The sequence below is a fragment of the Sorangium sp. So ce426 genome, assembly GCF_051475585.1.
Classification (GTDB): domain Bacteria; phylum Myxococcota_A; class Polyangia; order Polyangiales; family Polyangiaceae; genus Sorangium; species Sorangium cellulosum_B.
Map to the genome: position 1 here is coordinate 6726268 of NZ_CP150341.1, position 18244 is coordinate 6744511.

Genomic DNA, 18244 nt, shown 5'->3' on the forward strand with positions numbered 1-18244 from the left:
GGTACCTGCAATCAGGGTTGGGGGGCGACGGACGAGAAAGCGGCGTTCGTCACGACGTCGAGGACCAGCTCGCGCAGCCTGTACCCCGACCCTTCGAACGAGGCGGTCAGCGCGTCCAGCACGCGCCTGTCCACCTTTCTCTCCTCGTGACCTGCTGCATACGTGTAGTACTTGCGGACGAGGCACTCAGCGACCGAGGCGTTCGAGCTGAGGGTCACGCCGAGCGCGCGCGCGTCCGCGACCGGCACGCCGTCGAACTCGCCGCTCGGGTCGATCGGCAGGCCGTGGTCGGTCGTGCGGAAGCGGCCGATCGCGTCGAAGGTCTCGAGCGGCAGGCCCAGCGGGTCCATGAACGAATGGCAGCCGGCGCAGGCGGGCTCGGTCCGGTGGATCTCGAGCCGCTGACGCTTCGTCAGGGGCTTGTCCGCGGGCGGCTCCGGGAGCTCGAGGGCGACGTCGCCAGGGGGCGGCGGGATGGGCGTGCACATGAGGGCGTCGCGCATGAACTTGCCGCGCAAGGTGGGAGAGCCCTCCTTCTGGTTCGCGAACTGCGAGAGGAAGCCCGCTTTGCTGAGGATCCCGATGCGCGGGCCGTCCGCGGGCAACGAGCGGACCTCGAAGGCGTCCGAGCCGAGGCCGGCCGTGTCGAGACCGTAGAGCTGGGCGAGGTCGGTGTTGACGACGACCTTCGTTGTCGAGAACAGCTCGAGCGCGCTCGCTCCCTCGTCGAACGCGAGGACCTCCCAGGTGCCTCGCATGTCGCGGACCATCGCCGCTCGCAGCGCGGGGCTGTACTCCGGAAAGAGCGCCGTGTCTTTTGCCTGCGTGCTGATCCGATCGAGCCGCATGTACTCCTCGGCGAAGGCGCCGACCGCCTCGCGCCCCGCGGGCGCCTCGAGCAGCCGCGTCGCCGCCGCGCGGATCCCCTCCGCCGTTCCGAGCGCCCCGCTCGCGGCCTGGTCGAGCAGCTCCTGGTCTGGCAGGCTGTTCCACACGAGGAACGCGAGCCGGGACGCCATCTCGTAGCCCGTCAAGCGAAGCGATCCGTCGGCGCTCGGAGCGCCGAGCTCCGGGCGATACAGGAAGTTCGGAGACGTGAAGAGCGCCACCGTCGCCCAGCGGGCCCCCTCGACGGCGCTCTCGAGCTCGGCCGCGGCCTTCGCGGCGACGGCCGCGAGCCGGTTGACCTCGGTCGCCTCGAGCGGGCGGCGCCACGCGCGGCGCCCCTGCGCCTCGATGAAACCACGCACGCAAGCGTCGTCCTCCGCGCCGCTGGGCGCGCAGCCGATGAACTGGTCTCGCCTCGCGGGATCCGCGAACACCGCGTCGACGGCGCCCTCGATGGCCGCGTGGTACTGCTCGACGCCTCGCTCCGAGGTCACGACGGTCGCGGCGCCGATGACCGCGAAGTTCCCGTTCCAGCTGTCGGCGTCGAGCTGATGGATATCGACCTCGACGCCCAGCATGTCGCGCACGGCGTTGCGGAACTGCGTCCTCGTCAAGCGGCGCAGCATCCCGGCCGCGGGCTGGAACTGCGGCGGGTTCGAGCCCGTCGTCGGCGGCTCATCTCCCCCGGTGGAGGAAGAGGACGCCCCAGGGCCCTCCTCCGTCGGGTCACCCAGCGCGCCCGTGCACGCGGCAGCGAACGCGAGCGCGCAAACGGCGGCGACTTCTCTCGAGAAACGGAGCTCGTGCCATGACGGCTTCTTCATCTTGCTCTCCGATAATGCAAGGGGGGTGACGACGCGCGGGGCCCCACATCTCGCGACCATGCCTCAGAGCAGGCGCTCGCATCACGGAGCCCATCTCGCCCCGCGTGATGGATCCCGGAGCACCAGATACAGGACGGGGCCCGTGTGATGACACTGCTGCGCCCGAGGAGGGGTTGAGCATAGCCCGCCGCAACACAGGTCACGCCGCCCCCGAAGTTGCCATCCGGCCGCTTCGCCGGACTCCCAAGAAATTTCCAGTGAACAGCACCCAGGGGTTCACGACAGCCATCGAATCAGCAAGGCATGTCGTGGCCTCTGGTGATCACCTCTGGCGACACACCAAGCACCATGATCGGCAACCGCTTCAGCGACGGCCGATCGAACGGAATCGGCGCCGGGACCGATCAAGAGGACGAAGGTCTCGGCGCAGGACGCCCCACCGAGGGCGAAGCAAAAGGAGCCCCTGAGCGCAATGTGAACGATCACATGGCTGGAGTCAACGCCAATCGACCGGCGCGCGGGCCCCCTCGATCCCGAGGGAGGACGACGCCGGCGGGGTCCTCCAGAGCCGCGCGCATCCCGGTCGAGGCCGAGCCGGTGCAGCGCAAGAGCCCCCTCCGGGCTCCCCGGAACCCACGATCTCGACCGAGCCAAGCTCGTATGACAGCTCACGCGGGCGCCGCGGCCGGCCGCCGCCACGCATCGCCGGCCGCCGCCACGCATTGACCGCGGCCGAGGATGGCTGCACACCGGTCCATTTTGATTGACCTCGATCATGTGAACGATCACAATCCGTCTCTGAGCTGCGATCGCGCGGCTGAGCTTGCCCCTTCCCTGATCAGGAGACATCGGATGTGGATGAGCGTGAAGCTGATGGGGGCCGTGATGATGAGCGTCGGCACTGGCTTTGCCTTCGGGTTTGCGGGCGGCTTTGCGGGCGCAGCATGGGCCGCGGGCGGGACGGGGGACGTCCCCGCATCCGTCGCCGAACGGAAGGATTTCAGCTGCGGCGACAAAGGACAGAGAGCCTGTCCGATACAGGGGCTGGATCAAGACGGCTCTGTGCACGGTGGAGTACGAGGCGAAGCACCGTGATGACGCCTCCTGAGGCGCCGCGCCCTGCGCTCGCCCTCTCCGCTCCTCGCGCAGGGCGGGCGCTCTCCCTCCATCCCCTGGCCTGACCCGTCGGGTCGATTCACGTCGAGCGTTCTCAGACGCGCCGTCGGCCGCCAGCGTCGCGCGCTGCAAGGTGTCCATGTCCACATCCGCGCAAGATCCGAAGTCGAGCGAATCCATCACCCCCGTGCGCTGGGGCGTCCTCGGGGCGAGCAACTTCGCGTTGAAGGTCAGCCTGCCCAGCATGAGCCGAGGGCCCCTGACCCAGGTCGCCGCGCTGGCATCGCGCGACATCGACAAGGCGCGCGCCGCCGCGGAGTCGCTCGGGATCCCGAAGGCGTACGGGAGCTACGACGAGCTGCTCGACGATCCGGAGATCGAGGCCGTCTACATCCCGCTGCCCAACCACCTGCACGTGAAGTGGTCGGCGCGCGCGGCCCGCGCCGGCAAGCACGTCCTGTGCGAGAAGCCGATCGCGCTCAGCGCCAAGGACGCCGCGGCGCTCGTCGACGTCCAGCACGAGACGGGCAACCGGATCGCCGAGGCGTTCATGGTCCGCTATCACCCGCAGTGGCAGCAGGCCAGGGACTGGGTGCGAAGCGGCCGGATCGGCGAGCTGGTCAGCGTCCAGGCGGCGTTCTCGTATTTCAACCGGGACGCGACCAACATCCGCAACAGGGAACAGGTCGGGGGCGGCGCGCTCTACGACATCGGCTGTTACGCGGTGAACACGTCGCGCTTGCTGTTCGGGCGCGAGCCCGTGCGGGCGATGGTGCTCGTCGAGCGCGATCCCGAGTTCGGCACCGATCGCTTGACCTCGGGCCTGCTCGATTACGGCGGCGCGCACCTGACGTTCACGTGCAGCACGCAGGCGGTGGCCTACCAGCGCGTGAACGCGCTCGGCACGAAGGGCCGCATCGAGATCGAGATCCCGTTCAACGCGCCTGCCGACCGGCCGTGCAAGATCTTCCTCGATGACGGCTCGACGCTGGACTGCAGCTCGGCCAAGGTCACCTCGTTCCCCGTCGCCGACCAGTACCAGCTGCAGAGCGAGGCGTTCTCGCGCGCCATCCGCACGGGCAGCCCGGTCGAGAATTCGATCGACGTCGCGGTCGGCAACATGCGGGTCATCGACGCGCTGTTCCGTTCCGCCGAGAGCAGGCGCTGGGAGAAGGTCTAGCGACGCCCCGGGGCGACCGCCCGCGTCACGGCCGCGGCGGCGAGGGCGCACGCCCCCGCCCCGCGGCGCCTTCGAGCATCCTGAGGAGATCAGCCGCGGGGGCGGCGCCGCCGCATCGCCAGGGCGGAGAGCCCCACGGCGAGCGCCGCGGCCCACGAGCTCGACGTGGAGCTGGCTCCGGCGGCGACGCACCCGCAACCTTCGTCGGAGGACTCCCCGTCCGGCGGGGTTCCGTCGACCCCACCGCCCTCGCCCGATGCGCTGCCGCTGCCGGACGAGCTGGCCGCCGTCCCCGCCGCGCCCACGCCGTTGCCGGAGGAGCTGGCCACCGTCGCCGCCCCGCCCTCGCCGCTGCCAGACGAGCTGGCCGCCGTCGCCGCCCCGCCCTCGCCGCTGCCAGAGGAGCTGGCCGCCGTCTCCGCCCCGCCCGCGCCGGTGGCGGAGGAGGAGGAGGCCGCGGTCGTCGCCCCGCCCGCGCCCGACCCGGTGTCCTCATCGCGGGGCACATTCCCGTTGAACCCGGTCTGGCCCTCCCGGGTCAGCGACAGCACCAGCGTGCCGTCCTTCACCGTCACGTTCTGCGGGTCGAAGTCCACGCGGTTCCCGTCGAACGTCCAGTCCGCTTTGCTCCATCGCGCGCTGTCCAGGGTGTTGAAGTCGTCCTGCCACGCGAGCTCGAAGTTTCCGTTGTTGTAGCGATAGTACTTGATCCAGTTGACGAACTGGTGCGCCGGGAGCACGGAATCGTCGAACGGTCCGACCCATTCGGTGGCATCCGAGGACCACGTGTTGAAGCGGAAGGACTGGGCATTCTGCAGGGCGGTCACCTGCGCCCCAGTCGACCGCTTGATCTCTCGCCCGTCGATGCTCCAGGCCACGTACTCCGGCGTCCACTCCAGCGCGTAGGTGTGATAGCCGTCCGCGAGGGAGACGCCCGCGTCGTGCACCCCCTCCGACGTCACCCTCGTGCCCATCCCGGTGATGATGTTGGACTGCCAGCTCCGGGCGTCGTTCTTCCCGAAGACCTCGATGTCGATCTCCTCCCAGAACGCGCCGGACATCTCGGAGCCGTTCTTGTAGGTGAAGAAGGTCGACAGGATGCCGCTCCCGCGCACCATGCGCATGCGCATCTCCATGCGACCGTGAAGATAGCTCTGGGCCGAGTAAATCTCTGCGCCCTTGTACGGCTTCGCTGCCGCGGTCGAGCTGACCGCGAGCGCCAGCGAGGCAGCGGCGAGCATCAGACCTGCGCGGACTCTCGTGAACATGATCAAACCTCCAATGATTGCACCAACCGTCAATTCGCGGCGGATCCGCTCCGCCCGGCTCCTCGAGCTCCCCGGCCCGGCGGCTCTCCGGCGAAGCGCGCCGAGCGCCGCTCGACCCTCAGCTCAGAGCTGCGCGAAGAAATCCAATACCTCGCGAGGATCCCGGAGCGACAGGCGGGTTGAAACCACGAGAAAGAACAGGAATTTCACAGGGAGGCGGGGAGGCGGGGAGGCGGGGGGCGAGAGACGGCGAGAGGGAGAAATTCATTTTCTTCTTCCTCCCCGCCTCCCCGCCTCCCTGTGAAAACTCTCCGGGTTTTAACGTGATCGGCGCGCTAGGTCGACGGCTGGCCGTTGTCCTTCGGCGAGGGGGTGTGCGCCGCCCGGCCGTTGTTCTTCAGCGCGATATCGATCACTGGCTATCCAGGAAGTCCATCAGCCACTGCATGGCCGGCCGCATCCTGTTGTCATCATACTGGATGCCGGTGTTGTCCCGCCAGGTGGTGCCGACGATGTAGCCCCACAAGGTGATGCCCTGGACCGAGGGGTGGTTCCAGTACATCGTGAACTGCTCCTCCATGATCTGCTTCTGCCTGTTGTCGTTCGCCTCGCCGATGTCGTACTCGGTGATGTAAACAGGCTTGCCCAGCGAGGCGAGCTGGTCGACGAAGCCCTTGACCGTGTTGGTGTTGATCTTGTACGCGTCGTGGGCCTGCGCGCCGATGGCGTCGACCGGGGCGCCCGCTGCGATCACCGCCCGCGCGATCTTCATGAAGTTGTTGTGGTCGTTCTGGTACTCGATGTTGTTGTAGTCGTTGAGGATCAGGACCGCGTTCGGGCAGAACTCGCGGGCCCACTTGAAGGAGTTGACGATCCAGTCCCAGCCGCTGGCGCCGTCGCCGCCGATGCCGTTCTTGTACGAGGGCGTGGTGTGGGGCGGCGGCTCGTTGACCACGTCGATGTACTTCGTCTTGGGGTAGCGCTCGCAGAACGACTTCATCCAGTCCCGCACGGCCGCCTGCTGCTCGTTGCCGGGGAGGTTCCCGACCCAGCTGGGCTGCTGGGAGCCCCACACGAAGACGTGGTGCTTGAAGATGATGTTGTTGTCCTGCGCGTACTTGTAGATCCTGTCGAGCTTGCTCCAGTCCTTGTTCCCGCGGCTCTTCTCGACCTCGCCCCACTTGCCCTCGTTCTCGGGCGTGATCTGGTTCCAGTAATTCGCGAAGCCGTCGCGCACGGCGCCCCGCGTCGTGATGTTGCCGACGAACTTCCCCGTGGGCTCGGAGCCGCCGGCTCCGGCGGACGTGCTGCTCGACGTGCTGCTCGACGTGCTGCTCGAGGCGCCCGCACCGCCGCCGCCTTCGTTTGATCCGCCGGTGCCGGCGCTTGTCGTGCCGTTGCTGGTCGTGCTGCTGCCGGTCGTGCCGTTGCCGGTCGTGCCGTTGCCGGTCGTGCCGTTGCTGGTCGTGCCGTTGCTGGTCGTGCCGGCGCTGGTCGTGCTGCCAGCTCCTCCCTCGCCGCCCGCGCCACCGCCGTCGCCCCCATCGCCGCATGCAGCGAGAGCCGCGACCCCGAGCGCGATCCACGTCGTACCGCGCAGCCATCGAGAAGAACGGTTCTTATTCATGTTGGATTTCCGCAAGTTGAGCGATTGAAGATCGCGATGCTTTGAGCGGCGAGCCGACAGGCGCGGCTCGGCCTCCGAAACGTCTGGACTCTTTGCCTCTTCAGGCGATGATCGGATCGACGAGCCCGCCTTCGAGGCTCTCGTCGCCGAAGTCGTCGAGCGGCCCTCCCTGGCTGTTGGTGCATCCGACCGCCGCGCCGATCGTGTTGAGCAGCTTGTTGTTGGTGATCTTCACGTCGACGAACTGGCCGGTCTTCAGGTAGCCCGCGGCACCGCCGGCGAGGATGTAAGGGACCTTCCGGAACCCGTGGAACTTGTCCGCGTTGTCATTGAGCCACACCGCCACGCCGTGATCGAGGAGCGTCCCCGAGCCGAGCTCGTACGACGAGAGCCTGTCGAGCAGGTGCTTGAAGAGCCGCGCGTGGATCCTGTCGATCTGGTGGTGCAGCTCCTGAGCGCCCTCGATCGGCGGGCCCGAGGTGCCGTCGCTGTCGATGCGGTGGGAGATCTTGTGGTAGCTCTTCTGCCGGACGCCGTTGATCGTGTACTCGGTCCCGTCGTTGCCGTCGCCCACCTGGAGCGTCGCCACGCGCGTGACGCCGCACGCCATCGCGAGCGCGATGATATCCATCTGCATCCGCGTGACGGCCTCCACGTTCTCGGATTTGCCGACGTTCGGCGAGATCGCCTCCATCTCGGCGACCTGCTCCTCCGGGAGCTTGCACGCGAGCGCGACCTCGAGATCGCGGATGCTGTCGAAGTGGAGCTGTAGCCGCTCGCGATCGCTCTTGCTGATGTCCTTCCGGCTCATGAGCGCCTTCATCTCCCCGCGCACCAGGTCGTTGACGCTGGTGCGGCGCTCGACGAGCGACTGCTGGACCTCGGTGTCCACGTCGGCGAGCCCGAAGAGCTTCTTGTACGCGTTGGCCGGGTTGCGCTCGGCGGCGCGCAGCTGCTTCGGCCCGCGGTACGAGAGCACCTCGTTGATGTAGCCGGACATCCTGCCCGCGTAGAGCGTCAGCGGCTCGACGCCCGCCGGGTTGAGCTCGGTCGCGATGCGGTTGTCGATCGACTCGCCCATCGCGAGCGACTCGTTGCCCGCCGGCTGGTCCGACACGCGCGCGGCCGTGAGGCACTGGTTGCCGCCGCCGGAGTGGCCGCACCCGTTGGCCTTGAACGCGAAATCCACGCCGCGCAGCAGGATGAGCTTGCTCGCGTGGTCCTTGAGCTCGCTGACCGCGCGGTCGCCGTCCCGCTCCATCGACGCGGCGGTCAGCGCGCCTGTCTCGCTGGGCCAGAACATCTCGGGCTCGTCGCCGGCCGCCTGCGCGACGCCGTTCGCCTGGCGCATGAAGATCGCGAAGGGCGGCACGTCCCCCGTGCCGGCCGAGGCGCGCCGCGGCGCGAAGGTCTCCAGGAACGGGAGCGCGACCGTGACGCCGAACAGGCCTCGAAGCACACGTCGTCGGGTGATCATGGCGCCTCCGCGGGAACTCGAGCGAGGAACGGCGTGGAGGAGACGATCTCGAGGAGGAGCTCCTTGGTCGAGGAGCCGCCGCGCGACGCCTCGCCGAGCTGCTCGACGAACGTCTTGTCCTTCACGCCCGCGTCGCGGCCGTGGGCGAACTCGAGCCAGCGCTCCGCGTAGCACGCGTGCGCCTCGCGGCTCTCGGCGAGCAGCTGGCTGAACTCGATGGCATCCGCGTACTTCCGCGGCTGGCCGCCGAGCGTGTAGGTGTCAGCGGAGTTGACCGGCATCCCGTTGTCGGTCGTGCGGTATTTGCCGATCGCGTCGTAATGCTCGAAGGCGAACCCCACCGGGTTGATGAGCGCCCCATGGCACGACGCGCCGCACGTCCCCTTGCCCGTGTGCGCCTCGACGCGCTCGCGGTTGGTCGCCTGCTCGCCCGGCGGCAGCGAGGTCGCGTCGTCGGGCGGCGGCGGCAGCGAGGCGCAGAGGATCCTGAGGTTCACGAAGACGCCGCGGTGGATCGAGTCCGGCTGCCGCGCCGTCGCCTTGGCCGCGAGGAAGCCGAGGCGCGTGAGCAGCCCCGAGCGCTCGGCCTCGTCGAGCTCCACCTGCTCGAGCTCGTCCGAGAAGTCGCCCTCGACGCCGTAGACCGCCGCGAGGCGGTCGTTCACGAACGCCGCGCGCGAGGTGAGCAGCTCGGTGAGGCCACCCTCCCTCTCGAAGACGACATGATCCACGAAGCGCTCCGCCTCGCGCTGCATGTCGCCGCCCATCTCGGGGACGAACTCGGGGTAGAGCGCCTTGTCCTTGTTGAGGTCGTGGTACTGCTCGTAATCGTAGAGCTGCCGATGGAACGCGCGGACGACCTCGCGGGCGCGCAGGTCGTCGAGCATCCCCTCGGCGTACGCGCGGACGGCCTCGCGGGTCGAGAGCTCGCCCGCCTTCGCCGCCTCGAGGAGCGCGTCGGACGGCATCGAGTTCCAGAAGAGGTACGAGAGCTTGGCCGCGATCTCGTGGCCGCTCAGCGGGATGAGCCCGCCCTTCGCCGGCCCGGCGCCGCGCTCGACCCGGTAGACGAAATGGGGTGACTGCAAAAACGCCTCGAGCGCCGCGCGCACGCCCGCCGCGAACGGCTCCTCGCCCTCGAAGAGCTGCTCGCCGCGACGGAACAGCGCGACATACGTGTCCCGCTCCTCGGCCGTGAGCGGGCGCCGGAAAGCCCGCTCGCCGAACCGCTCGATGAACGCCTGCGCCCGCGCCTCCGGCTCGACCGGGAGGTCGGCGGGCACGATCCGACCGAGCTTGTCCTCGTCGGTGGTCACCAGCGCCGCGAGCTCCTCCGCGGCGCGCTGGTAGTCGCTCCAGAGGCCCGGCGTCACGAGGAGCGCAGCTTCGTTGTTGTCGAACACCCCGCCGAGCGGATCGCTCGTGAAGGACGCCGAGAGGCCGGGCGTGTCGTCGAGGCGCAGGAGATCGCGCACCGTGTTCTCCCACTGCGCGTGGCTCAGCCGCGGAAACATGCTGCGCTCGGCGACCTGCGGCGCCGCCGCGCCGCCCGGCAAGGGGCCGTCGCCCTCCTCGTGGGCGCCCAGAGAGCCCGTGCACCCCGCGAGCAGGACCGCCGCAGCGCAGAGCGGCGCGCCCAGCGCGCGCCTCCAGCGTGGCAGGAGGATCATCGAAATAGACGGTGGGGTCATCGTCTCTCTCTCCTCTCTCTCCTGGTAAAGCGCTGGCGACCGGGCGGCCACTTCAGCGCCGATCCGCCGCCCGCGGCGCGCACCGCCGAGCGAGCGGTGCCGGTGCCGACATCCATCCAAGGACGAAGGTCTCGGTCCGCGTGACGGCCCACCCAAGACGAAACAAAAGGATACCGCTCCGAGGCAATGTGAACGATCACAAGATCGATGTCAAACCCAATCGACCCGCCCGCATGGTTCCTCCGGCCCGAGCGAGGACGCTGGCTTGGCCGTGGGACCGTGAGGACTGGAACTTTCCGCCGGCGACACGCATGCTGAGAGCGCCGTTGCGTACATCGAGCGACGTGAAGGCGCGCGACGAGCGCGGAGGTCGTCAGCGGTCGAAGAAGTCGAAGACGTCGGGCAGCACGAGCGGAACCATGCCTGCATGGTCCGCGTCGACTTCCTTGTATGTGATCGTGTAGCCGCCAGCCATCATCCAGTCGCGCAGCGCCCGGCTGCCGGTCAGGGAAGGTGTGCCGACGGTCCCTTCCGTCACGAAGATGGGCACGTCGAGCAGCCGGTCCCACGGATAGCCCGACTCCTGGACGAAGGGGCCGGACATGGGCGCCAGAGCCGCCCAGTAGTCGGCGTATTTACCGCCGATGTACCAGGTGCCGCCGCTCCCCATCGAGTGTCCGGTGAGGAACATCGCGCCGCGATCGATGGGGTACTCGTTCAGCACCAGCTCCAGGACGTTGATGACGTCCTTCTCGCTGAGCTCCTGCGCGCGTTCTCGCTCGGGCGTACGCATGGCCAGGAGCTTCTCCGCCTCCTCGGGTTGCCCGAACACGGCCGGCAGCCGCAGGAAGTTGCCGTAGGCGCCCTGATGGCCGAGCGGCGAGACAAGGAGCACGCCATGCTGGTCGGCGAGATTCACCATCTGCCTGTTGTTCTGATCCAGGTACGAGCTCTCGTCGTTCGAAGCGCCGTGCAAGAACATCACGAGGGGCAGCTTCGACGTGCCGTCCCAGCCCTTCGGGACGCAGACGCGGTAAGGAACGTCCGCGCCCGCTTCTGGAAAGCGATACGTCCTGCGCTGGTCGCCTTTGGCGCGCCACTGCGGAGATCCGGGATCGGCGACGGACTCGGCGAGCGCCCGCGCCTCGAGCACCTGGGTGCGCGGATCGAGCGTGGTCCCGAACCAGATGGTCACCGGCTCGAATTCGTCTGAACCGCCCGCCCCGCCCGCCCCGCCCTCCCCTGCGGCGCCGCCCTCGCCGCCGGCCGCCGCCGTCCCGCCGCTGGACGATTCGCCGCCCGTGCCGGCGCCCGCTGGGCCGCCCGCGCTGGCCGAGGCGCCTCCAGGAGAGCCCCCGCCGGGGCCGCTAGAGGCGGCGCCAGGCGCGCTGGCGCCGCCCCCACCTTGGCCGCTGGAGGCGGCGGCGCCGCCGCCGGCATCCTCGCTCCCGCAGGCTGCAAGCGACAGCGCGCAGCCGATAGAGGCCAGTGACGAAAGGAATCGACGCGTCGTCATGCTCACTCCAGGGACGAGATCAGCCCGTTCTGGGCGCGCTGCCGAGCGCTCGTGGTTCTCCGAGGCCCCTTGGCGCGCGACTCGATGGCTCATTCACGAATCGCAGAAAAATGCACTGACACCAACCAGGTTCACATCACGAGCGAGCTGCTGGCGCCCGCAGCGTCCGGCGGCCCCCGGCGCGATGCCTCGATCCGCTCCGCTGGACCATCGATTCGCCATCGCGGCTCGTGTGCCTGCGCAAATACGATGTCAGCAGCAGGACCCCCGAGGGCGCACCGTGAACGATCACATTCAGGGCGTCAAACAAAATTGACCAGCGCGCGGCTCTCCTCGATCCCGAGTGCTCTGGTCGGCTTCGAGCCAGTTGCGCGACCAGGTGAGGTCCCACACCGTCCGATGGCCCCAATCGCGGAGATGGCGTCCCGCGACCCGGTGCCCCGATTGACGCGCCGCTTCGTCGGAGGAGCCGCGTCAGCCCTGTCCTCCCTCGGGATCGAGGAACTCCGCGGTTTCGTCGACAAGAGTTGACATCGATCATGTGAACGATCACAATGAATGCCTTGTCGTGAGCGCGGCGAGCGGAAATCCAGCGAGACGGCTTGTTTACATCAAAGTCGCACCACCTCGCTGAATCCCGGCTCAGCCGTCGGACTCGGGTCCTTCAATCAACTGGAAACGACCTCACGCTGCGGGCGCGCCTCGTGGAACGCCGCCGGTGGGGGAAAAATTGCGCCTGGGTATTCGAATGACGAACCGATCTACACTCGTTCGAGCCACATTGTTCGCGGCGCTGGCCGGCTCTTGCGCTCTCTCGGCTTGCGGGGGTGGCGCCGATGACGGCGCGAGCTCGTCAGGCGACGACCCTCACGCCGGGACGGGCGGGGCCGCCGTCTCGGGCAGCAGCGGCAGCACCACGACCAGCAGCAGCGCCACGACCAGCGGCGGCGCCACGACCGGCGACGGCAGCACGTCCGCGGGTGGAGCGGGCGGTGAAGGAGGAACGAGCGGAAGCGGCGGTTCGCCAGGGGCGGGCGGTGAGGGCGGATCGATGGAAGGCAAGGTCCCCCCGCAGCCGAGCACGGGTTGCGGCAAGGCCAATCCGCAGACGGGCAGCGCGCAGAGCCCGCTCACCGTATCGGGTCACCAGTACTACGTGAAGCTGCCGACCAACTACGACGCCAGCAAGCCGTATCCGGTGATGATCATGTTCAACCCGACGGGCAACCCGATCAGCTGGGCAGAGCAGAACGCGGGCTTCGAGGCGACCGGCCCCAAGGAAGCCTGGATCCGGGTCTACCCTCACCCGGCCAACTCCAGCTCGGGCTGGGGGGCGAACGACGTCTCCTTCTTTCAGCCGTTCTACGATCAGATCACGGGCAACCTCTGCATCGACAAGGCCCGCGTGTTCGCGGCGGGCGAGAGCTCGGGCGGCGACTTCTCGAGCATCCTCGGCTGCGAGCACGCGGACAAGCTGCGCGCGGTGGGCCCGTGCGCCACCAAGAACGTGCAGCAGTACCCGCTCAACGCCGGCACCCGGAAGTGTACCGGGCAGGTCACGGCGGTCGTGATCCACGGAAAGCGCGACTCCGTGGTCGGGACGGACAACGGCCCGAAGACGCGCGACTTCTATACCGCGCTGAACCACTGCGAGGCGGGCACGACGCCGGTCGACGGGTACACGGACGATCTCTCGAACTGCGTCCTGGCTCAGGGCTGCGACGAGGGCTATCCGGTCTACTGGTGCCAGCACGGGGACCCGAACTACCAGAACACCAATCATGGTTGGCCCGCGTTCGCGCCCAAGTTCCTCTGGAGCCTGTTCTCGACCTATTGAGGATCATGATTGGCCCGGCGGCGCCCGGTGCATGACGCCCGTATCAACCAGCCGAGGGGGGGCGTGGCGAACGACCCGCGATCGCCCGAGCCCCCGGCGAGCAGAAGCTATCGAGGTGGTGTCCTTATGAGTCGATCTGTGTTTGGACTGAACGTTCTCTTCACCGTGGGCGTGGCGGCGGCGCTGGCCGCATGCGGCTCGGAGGCGGATCCCGTCGACCCCGGCGCTGGCGGCTCCTCTGGCGCATCCACGAGCAGCGGCCCCACCTCGGGAGCGACGTCGGGCGGAACGTCCAGCAGCGGCGCGGGCACGGCCGCGAGCACGAGCAGCTCTTCCGGCACGGGCGGCGACTCGTCCGGCACCGGCACCGGCGGTTCGACGGGCGCCGGCGATGGCGGCTCGACGGGCGCTGGCGACGGCGGCTCGACAGGCGCCGGCGACGGCGGCTCGACGGGCGCCGGCGGCTCGATGAACCCTGGCGACGGCGGCTCGGTGGGCTGCGGCAAGGCCGTGACGCGCCCCAACCCTCGCACGCAGCAGACGCTGATGGTCGGCGGGGTGACGCGCTACTACCTGATGCACGTGCCGGAGAACTACGACCCGAGCAAGCCGCTGCCGCTGGTCTTCGGTATCCACGGCCTGAACATGAACAACGTGTGGGCCGCTCACGACAACAGCGGATTCCAGCTCATCCAGGAGACCAACAACCAGGCGCTGCTCATCTACCCGCAGGGCTTGCCGGCGAACGGGCAATCCACGCCGCCGAGCACCGAATCGCAGTGGGGCACTGCAGACTCCAACTGGGGCGGTCCGCCGCCCAACGCCAATCAGGCGCGCATGACGGCCGACCTGGCGTTCTTCGATGCCATGCTGGAGCACGCCAAGACGAACTACTGCGTGGACACGAAGCGCGTCTTCGCGGTCGGGTTCAGCCAAGGTGGTTTCATGACGAACACGCTCGGCTGCCAGCGCGCCTCCGTGTTCCGCGGCCTCGCCCCGGTCGCCGGGTGGGGCCCCAACGGATCCCAGCCCACGTGCAGCGACGCCAGCGCCGCGCACGCGCTGATTCAAACGCAAGGCGACACCGACGGGACCGTGACCCCCCAGCTGGGACAGGCGACCCGAGACTTCTGGCGCGGCCGGAACGGCTGCCAGGCGACCACGATGCGGTCGAGCTTCGGCGACTCGTGCGTCGAGTACCAGGGCTGCAAGGAGGGCCAGCCGGTCGTGTACTGCACGCACCCCGGCGGCCACAACGTACCGTCCGGCGCGGGCGGGCGAGCCTGGCGCTTCTTCCAGTCGCTCAAGTGAGCCGCGCAGGCCGTGAGGGAACGCGGCCTCTCGCAGGCGGTGGACTGAACGTGATCTCTTCGATGCATGGATCGTCGACTTTCGGATGGACAAGACCGTTACTGGATGATGGCTGCATTGCAACTGGGCTGAATAGCTGATTCGTCACCCGAGCTTGGTCAGGAGGCAATCATGACCCCACCGTCTTTTTTCATGACCGGCTTGCCACGCGGCAGGCGGGCGCTGGGCGCGGGGCTCTGCGTCACCGCGCTGCTGCTCGCGGGATGCACGGGCGCCCTGGGCGATCCGGAGGACAGCGGCGACCCGGCGCCGCCGGACGTGAACGGCCCAGTCACCGGCGGGGTGGCGCGCGGCATCGACATGCCGGGTGGGCCGCAGTACCACCGGTTCGTGCGGCTCACGAACTCGCAGTGGGCGCGCAGCGTCCAGGTGGTCCTGAACCTCGCCGCGCCTCCGTCGCTGTCCGACGGGTTCGAGAAGCCCGTCTCCGGCACGACGGACTTCACGAACAACGAGCACCTGCTGAGCGTGAACCAGCGCTTGTGGGGCGAGTACCAATCGGCGGCGGAGGCGCTCGCCGAGGAGGTGACGGCTTCGGCGGAGGCGCTCGCCGATGTTTACCCGGGTACGGACGCCGCCGGCTTCATCGAGACCGTGGGGCGCCGTGCGTATCGCCGTCCGCTGACGGACGACGAGATCGCCAGGTACACGGATCTCTTCGAGACCGGAACGGCGATGTCGGGCTCGAAGAGCGCGTTCGCCAAGGGCGCCGAGCTCGTGCTCCGGACGATGCTCCAGTCGCCGCACTTCCTCTACCGCACGGAGCTCGGCCAGGATCGCAAGCCGCTCGATGGTTACGAGATCGCGGCGAAGCTGTCGCTCTGGCTGCGCGACGCCGCGCCGAGCGACGAGCTGCTCGACAAGGCGCCCACGCTCACGACGCCGGAGGCGATCGCCGCGGTCGCCGAGACCATGCTGGAGGAGCCCTCCGCGGTGGAGGGCATGCGGTACTTCCATCGCGAGCTGCTCCACTTCGATCGCTACTCCACGATCAGCAAGCTCGGCGTGCCGAGCTACGACGAATCGTTGAACGCGGAGTACGAGGAGAGCGCGTACCTGTTCTTCGACAAGATCTTCACCGAGGGTCTCGGCGTCAAGGAGATCCTCACGTCCACCAAGGGCTTCGTGGGGCCGGGGATGGCGAGCCTCTACGGCCTTTCGCCGAGCGGGAGCCGCGTCGCGGAGCGAGACCTCGGCCCCGATCGCGTCGGCTTCTTCTCGCAGCTCCCTTACCTGACGCTGAACGCTCTGAACGAGGAGTCGGACTCGATCCACCGCGGCGTCAGCATCAACCTCGACGTGCTGTGCACGCCGCTCGGCGCGCCGGCCCCCAACATTCCGCCGGTCCCGCCGCTCGAGCCCGGGCAGACGAACCGCCAGCGCATCACGCGGCTCACCTCCGCCTGCGGCGGCGCGTGCCACAACCAGCTCATCAACCCCGTCGGCTTCGCCTTCGAGCACTTCGACGGCATGGGGATATATCGGGACGAGGAGAACGGAGGCTTGCCGATCGACAGCAGCGGTGTCTACACGTTCTCCGAAGGGGACAAGTCGTTCGCCGACGCCGGCGAGCTGATGCACCACATGGCGGAGGGCGAGCAGGCTCACCTCTGCTACGCGAAGAAGCTCGCGAGCTTCGCGCTCCAGCGCGACGTCGTCCCGTCGGACCTGCCGCTCGTCGAGACGCTCGCCGAGGTGAGCCGCGGCGCCAGCGGCTCGGTGAAGGCGATTATGCTCGAGCTCGTGAAGAAGGAAGCATTCCGGACTCGCATGGGAGGTACGCTGTGAACCCCAAGATCGCAATGAACCTCGCTCCTCCGAGCACGGCGCACCGGCGCGGCATGAACCGGCGCGCGTTCCTGCGCGCGGGCGGCGTCGCCATCGCCCTTCCGTTCCTCGAGGGTCTGCCGGCGCGCTCCGCCTGGGCCGCGGACAGCCCGCCCGTGTTCAGCCTCTACATCGTGGCGGCGTGCGGCGTGGTGGGCAAGAAGTTCTTCCCGGACAAGACGGGCCAGCTCACGACCGAAGGGCTCGCCGCCATGACGGACAAGGCGACGCACGTGCTCGCGCCTCACGCCTCGAACCTGCTGTTCATCCGCGGTATCAACTTCCCGATGAATGGGCCCACCAACTGCGGCCACGCGCAGGGTCTGAGTCAGTCGCTCACCGCGCGCCCGGCGCAGGGCGGCGGCAGGACCGTCGCCTCTACCGGCGTGTCCGCTGACGTGGTCGTCGCCAAGCTGGTGAACGAGGGCGGAGCCGATCCGCTCACGCTCTACGCCGGCAACCTCAGGAACGGGTACATCGCCGAGCGCATCTCGTTCAAGGGCGGCGGCTCCGGACAGGTGCGCTCCGCGGACGACAACCCGTACACGCTCTATTCCAAGCTCGTCGGCCTGACGAGCAGCGGCGGTGGCAGCAGCAGCGGCGGCAGCGGCGCGCAGGTCGCCGAGGAGCTCATCCGCAGCCGCAAGAGCGCGAACGACTTCGTGCGCGAGGAGCTGAACAGCCTGATGCGCATGTCGGCGCTGAGCTCCGCGGACAAGCACCGCCTCCAGCAGCATTTCGACGCCATCCGCGACGCCGAGGTCACGATGGGCGAGATGGCCGCCGGGACCTGCAGCCAGGCGGGCCTCTCGACGTCGGAGCTCGACGCGCTCAAGAGCGGCTTCGCGTTCAAGACGAACGGCATGATAGAAGACGTCGCGAAGCTCCACCTCGAGCTCGTGGCGCTGGCGTTCGCCTGCAACTTCAACCGCGTGGCGACGCTGCAGCACGGCGACGGCACGGATCAGACGAAGTATGCGGTGCCGTCGAACGAGAAGCTCGGGTGGCCCTTCCACCACATCAGCCATCGTGTGCAGTCGGACGCCTCTTCGGGCAGCAACCCGACGGCCGAGCAAGCGCACGCCGAGATCGACGTGGTCCGCATGCAGACGCTGCTCCACGGCCTCGATCAGTTCAAGGCGCGCGGCCTGTTCGACAAGTCCATCCTCATGTGGACGAACCACGTGTCGGACGGCCCGTCGCACAGCTTCCAGAACGTTCCGACGATCATCGCCGGGGACGGCGGTGGCTACCTGAAGCAGGGTGCTTACATCGACGCCGGAGGCGTCACGAACAACCGGCTCTTCAACGGCCTCATCGCCGCCGCCGTTCGGGACAAGACCGAGTGGACGGAGAACTTCGGCGAGGGCAAGGGCTCCGGGCCCATCGACGGCATGCTCGCCTGAGCGGCATCACGCCACCGGGGCTCATGACGACCCCAGTCCCGGGCCAGGCCGGAGCGGTGGCCCTGGAGAATGTGTTCGTTCACACACTTGAGCTCAAGCCGGATCGGCTGCACCCGTATTGACGCGCTCCGGCGGCTCGACGACAGGCCCGTCGCGGGGGTGCAGGCGCTCGTCGCTGGGCCATCGCCGCCGCGGGGGGCGGCAGGTGCGCCTCGC

The 18244-nt window shown here is 68.6% G+C and carries 11 protein-coding genes; 5 read left to right on the forward strand and 6 right to left on the reverse strand.

Features of this window, described 5'->3' with window-relative positions; genetic code table 11:
• Positions 1-11 precede the first annotated feature (11 nt).
• Entirely contained in the window at positions 12-1712 is a 1701-nt protein-coding gene (locus WMF44_RS24905; protein WP_437292521.1) for a DUF1592 domain-containing protein, read from the reverse strand.
• 1255 nt (positions 1713-2967) lie between these two features.
• On the opposite strand from WMF44_RS24905, the gene WMF44_RS24910 reads away from it, so the two are divergent.
• Positions 2968-4008, forward strand: coding sequence for a Gfo/Idh/MocA family protein (locus WMF44_RS24910; RefSeq protein ID WP_437292522.1), 1041 nt, complete (start codon positions 2968-2970; stop codon positions 4006-4008).
• Positions 4009-4097: 89 nt separating this feature from the next.
• On the opposite strand, the gene WMF44_RS24915 is transcribed toward WMF44_RS24910, so the two are convergent.
• From WMF44_RS24915 to WMF44_RS24935, 5 genes are all read right to left on the reverse strand, one after another.
• Positions 4098-5276 carry a family 16 glycosylhydrolase gene (locus WMF44_RS24915; RefSeq protein ID WP_437292523.1) on the reverse strand — a complete coding sequence of 393 codons (1179 nt, stop codon included), beginning with the start codon at positions 5274-5276 and terminating at the stop codon, positions 4098-4100.
• Between the two features lie 412 nt (positions 5277-5688).
• Entirely contained in the window at positions 5689-6903 is a 1215-nt protein-coding gene (locus WMF44_RS24920) for an endo-1,4-beta-xylanase (RefSeq protein ID WP_437292524.1), read from the reverse strand.
• Positions 6904-7003: 100 nt separating this feature from the next.
• Positions 7004-8380, reverse strand: coding sequence for a DUF1552 domain-containing protein (locus WMF44_RS24925; protein ID WP_437292525.1), 1377 nt, complete (start codon positions 8378-8380; stop codon positions 7004-7006).
• Positions 8377-10071: a DUF1592 domain-containing protein gene (locus WMF44_RS24930; RefSeq protein ID WP_437292526.1), complete on the reverse strand. Its 1695-nt coding sequence runs from the start codon at positions 10069-10071 to the stop codon at positions 8377-8379. The genes WMF44_RS24925 and WMF44_RS24930 overlap by 4 nt, the downstream gene beginning before the upstream one ends.
• A gap of 373 nt (positions 10072-10444) precedes the next feature.
• Positions 10445-11587, reverse strand: coding sequence for a hypothetical protein (locus tag WMF44_RS24935; protein ID WP_437292527.1), 1143 nt, complete (start codon positions 11585-11587; stop codon positions 10445-10447).
• Positions 11588-12638: 1051 nt separating this feature from the next.
• Here WMF44_RS24935 and WMF44_RS24940 point away from each other — a divergent pair.
• The 4 genes from WMF44_RS24940 to WMF44_RS24955 all read left to right on the forward strand — a co-directional run bounded on the left by WMF44_RS24940 (position 12639) and on the right by WMF44_RS24955 (position 18028).
• Positions 12639-13424 carry an alpha/beta hydrolase family esterase gene (locus WMF44_RS24940; RefSeq protein ID WP_437292528.1) on the forward strand — a complete coding sequence of 262 codons (786 nt, stop codon included), beginning with the start codon at positions 12639-12641 and terminating at the stop codon, positions 13422-13424.
• Positions 13425-13550: 126 nt separating this feature from the next.
• A complete protein-coding gene (locus tag WMF44_RS24945) occupies positions 13551-14735 on the forward strand; it encodes an alpha/beta hydrolase family esterase (RefSeq protein ID WP_437292529.1) in 1185 nt (394 codons plus the stop codon).
• A gap of 171 nt (positions 14736-14906) precedes the next feature.
• Complete coding sequence (locus WMF44_RS24950) at positions 14907-16583, forward strand: DUF1592 domain-containing protein (protein WP_437292530.1); 1677 nt, start codon at positions 14907-14909, stop codon at positions 16581-16583.
• The gene (locus tag WMF44_RS24955; RefSeq protein ID WP_437292531.1) at positions 16580-18028 is read left to right on the forward strand and encodes a DUF1552 domain-containing protein; all 1449 of its coding nucleotides are present in this window, start codon (positions 16580-16582) and stop codon (positions 18026-18028) included. Before WMF44_RS24950 ends, WMF44_RS24955 begins: the two co-directional genes overlap by 4 nt.
• Positions 18029-18244 lie beyond the last annotated feature (216 nt).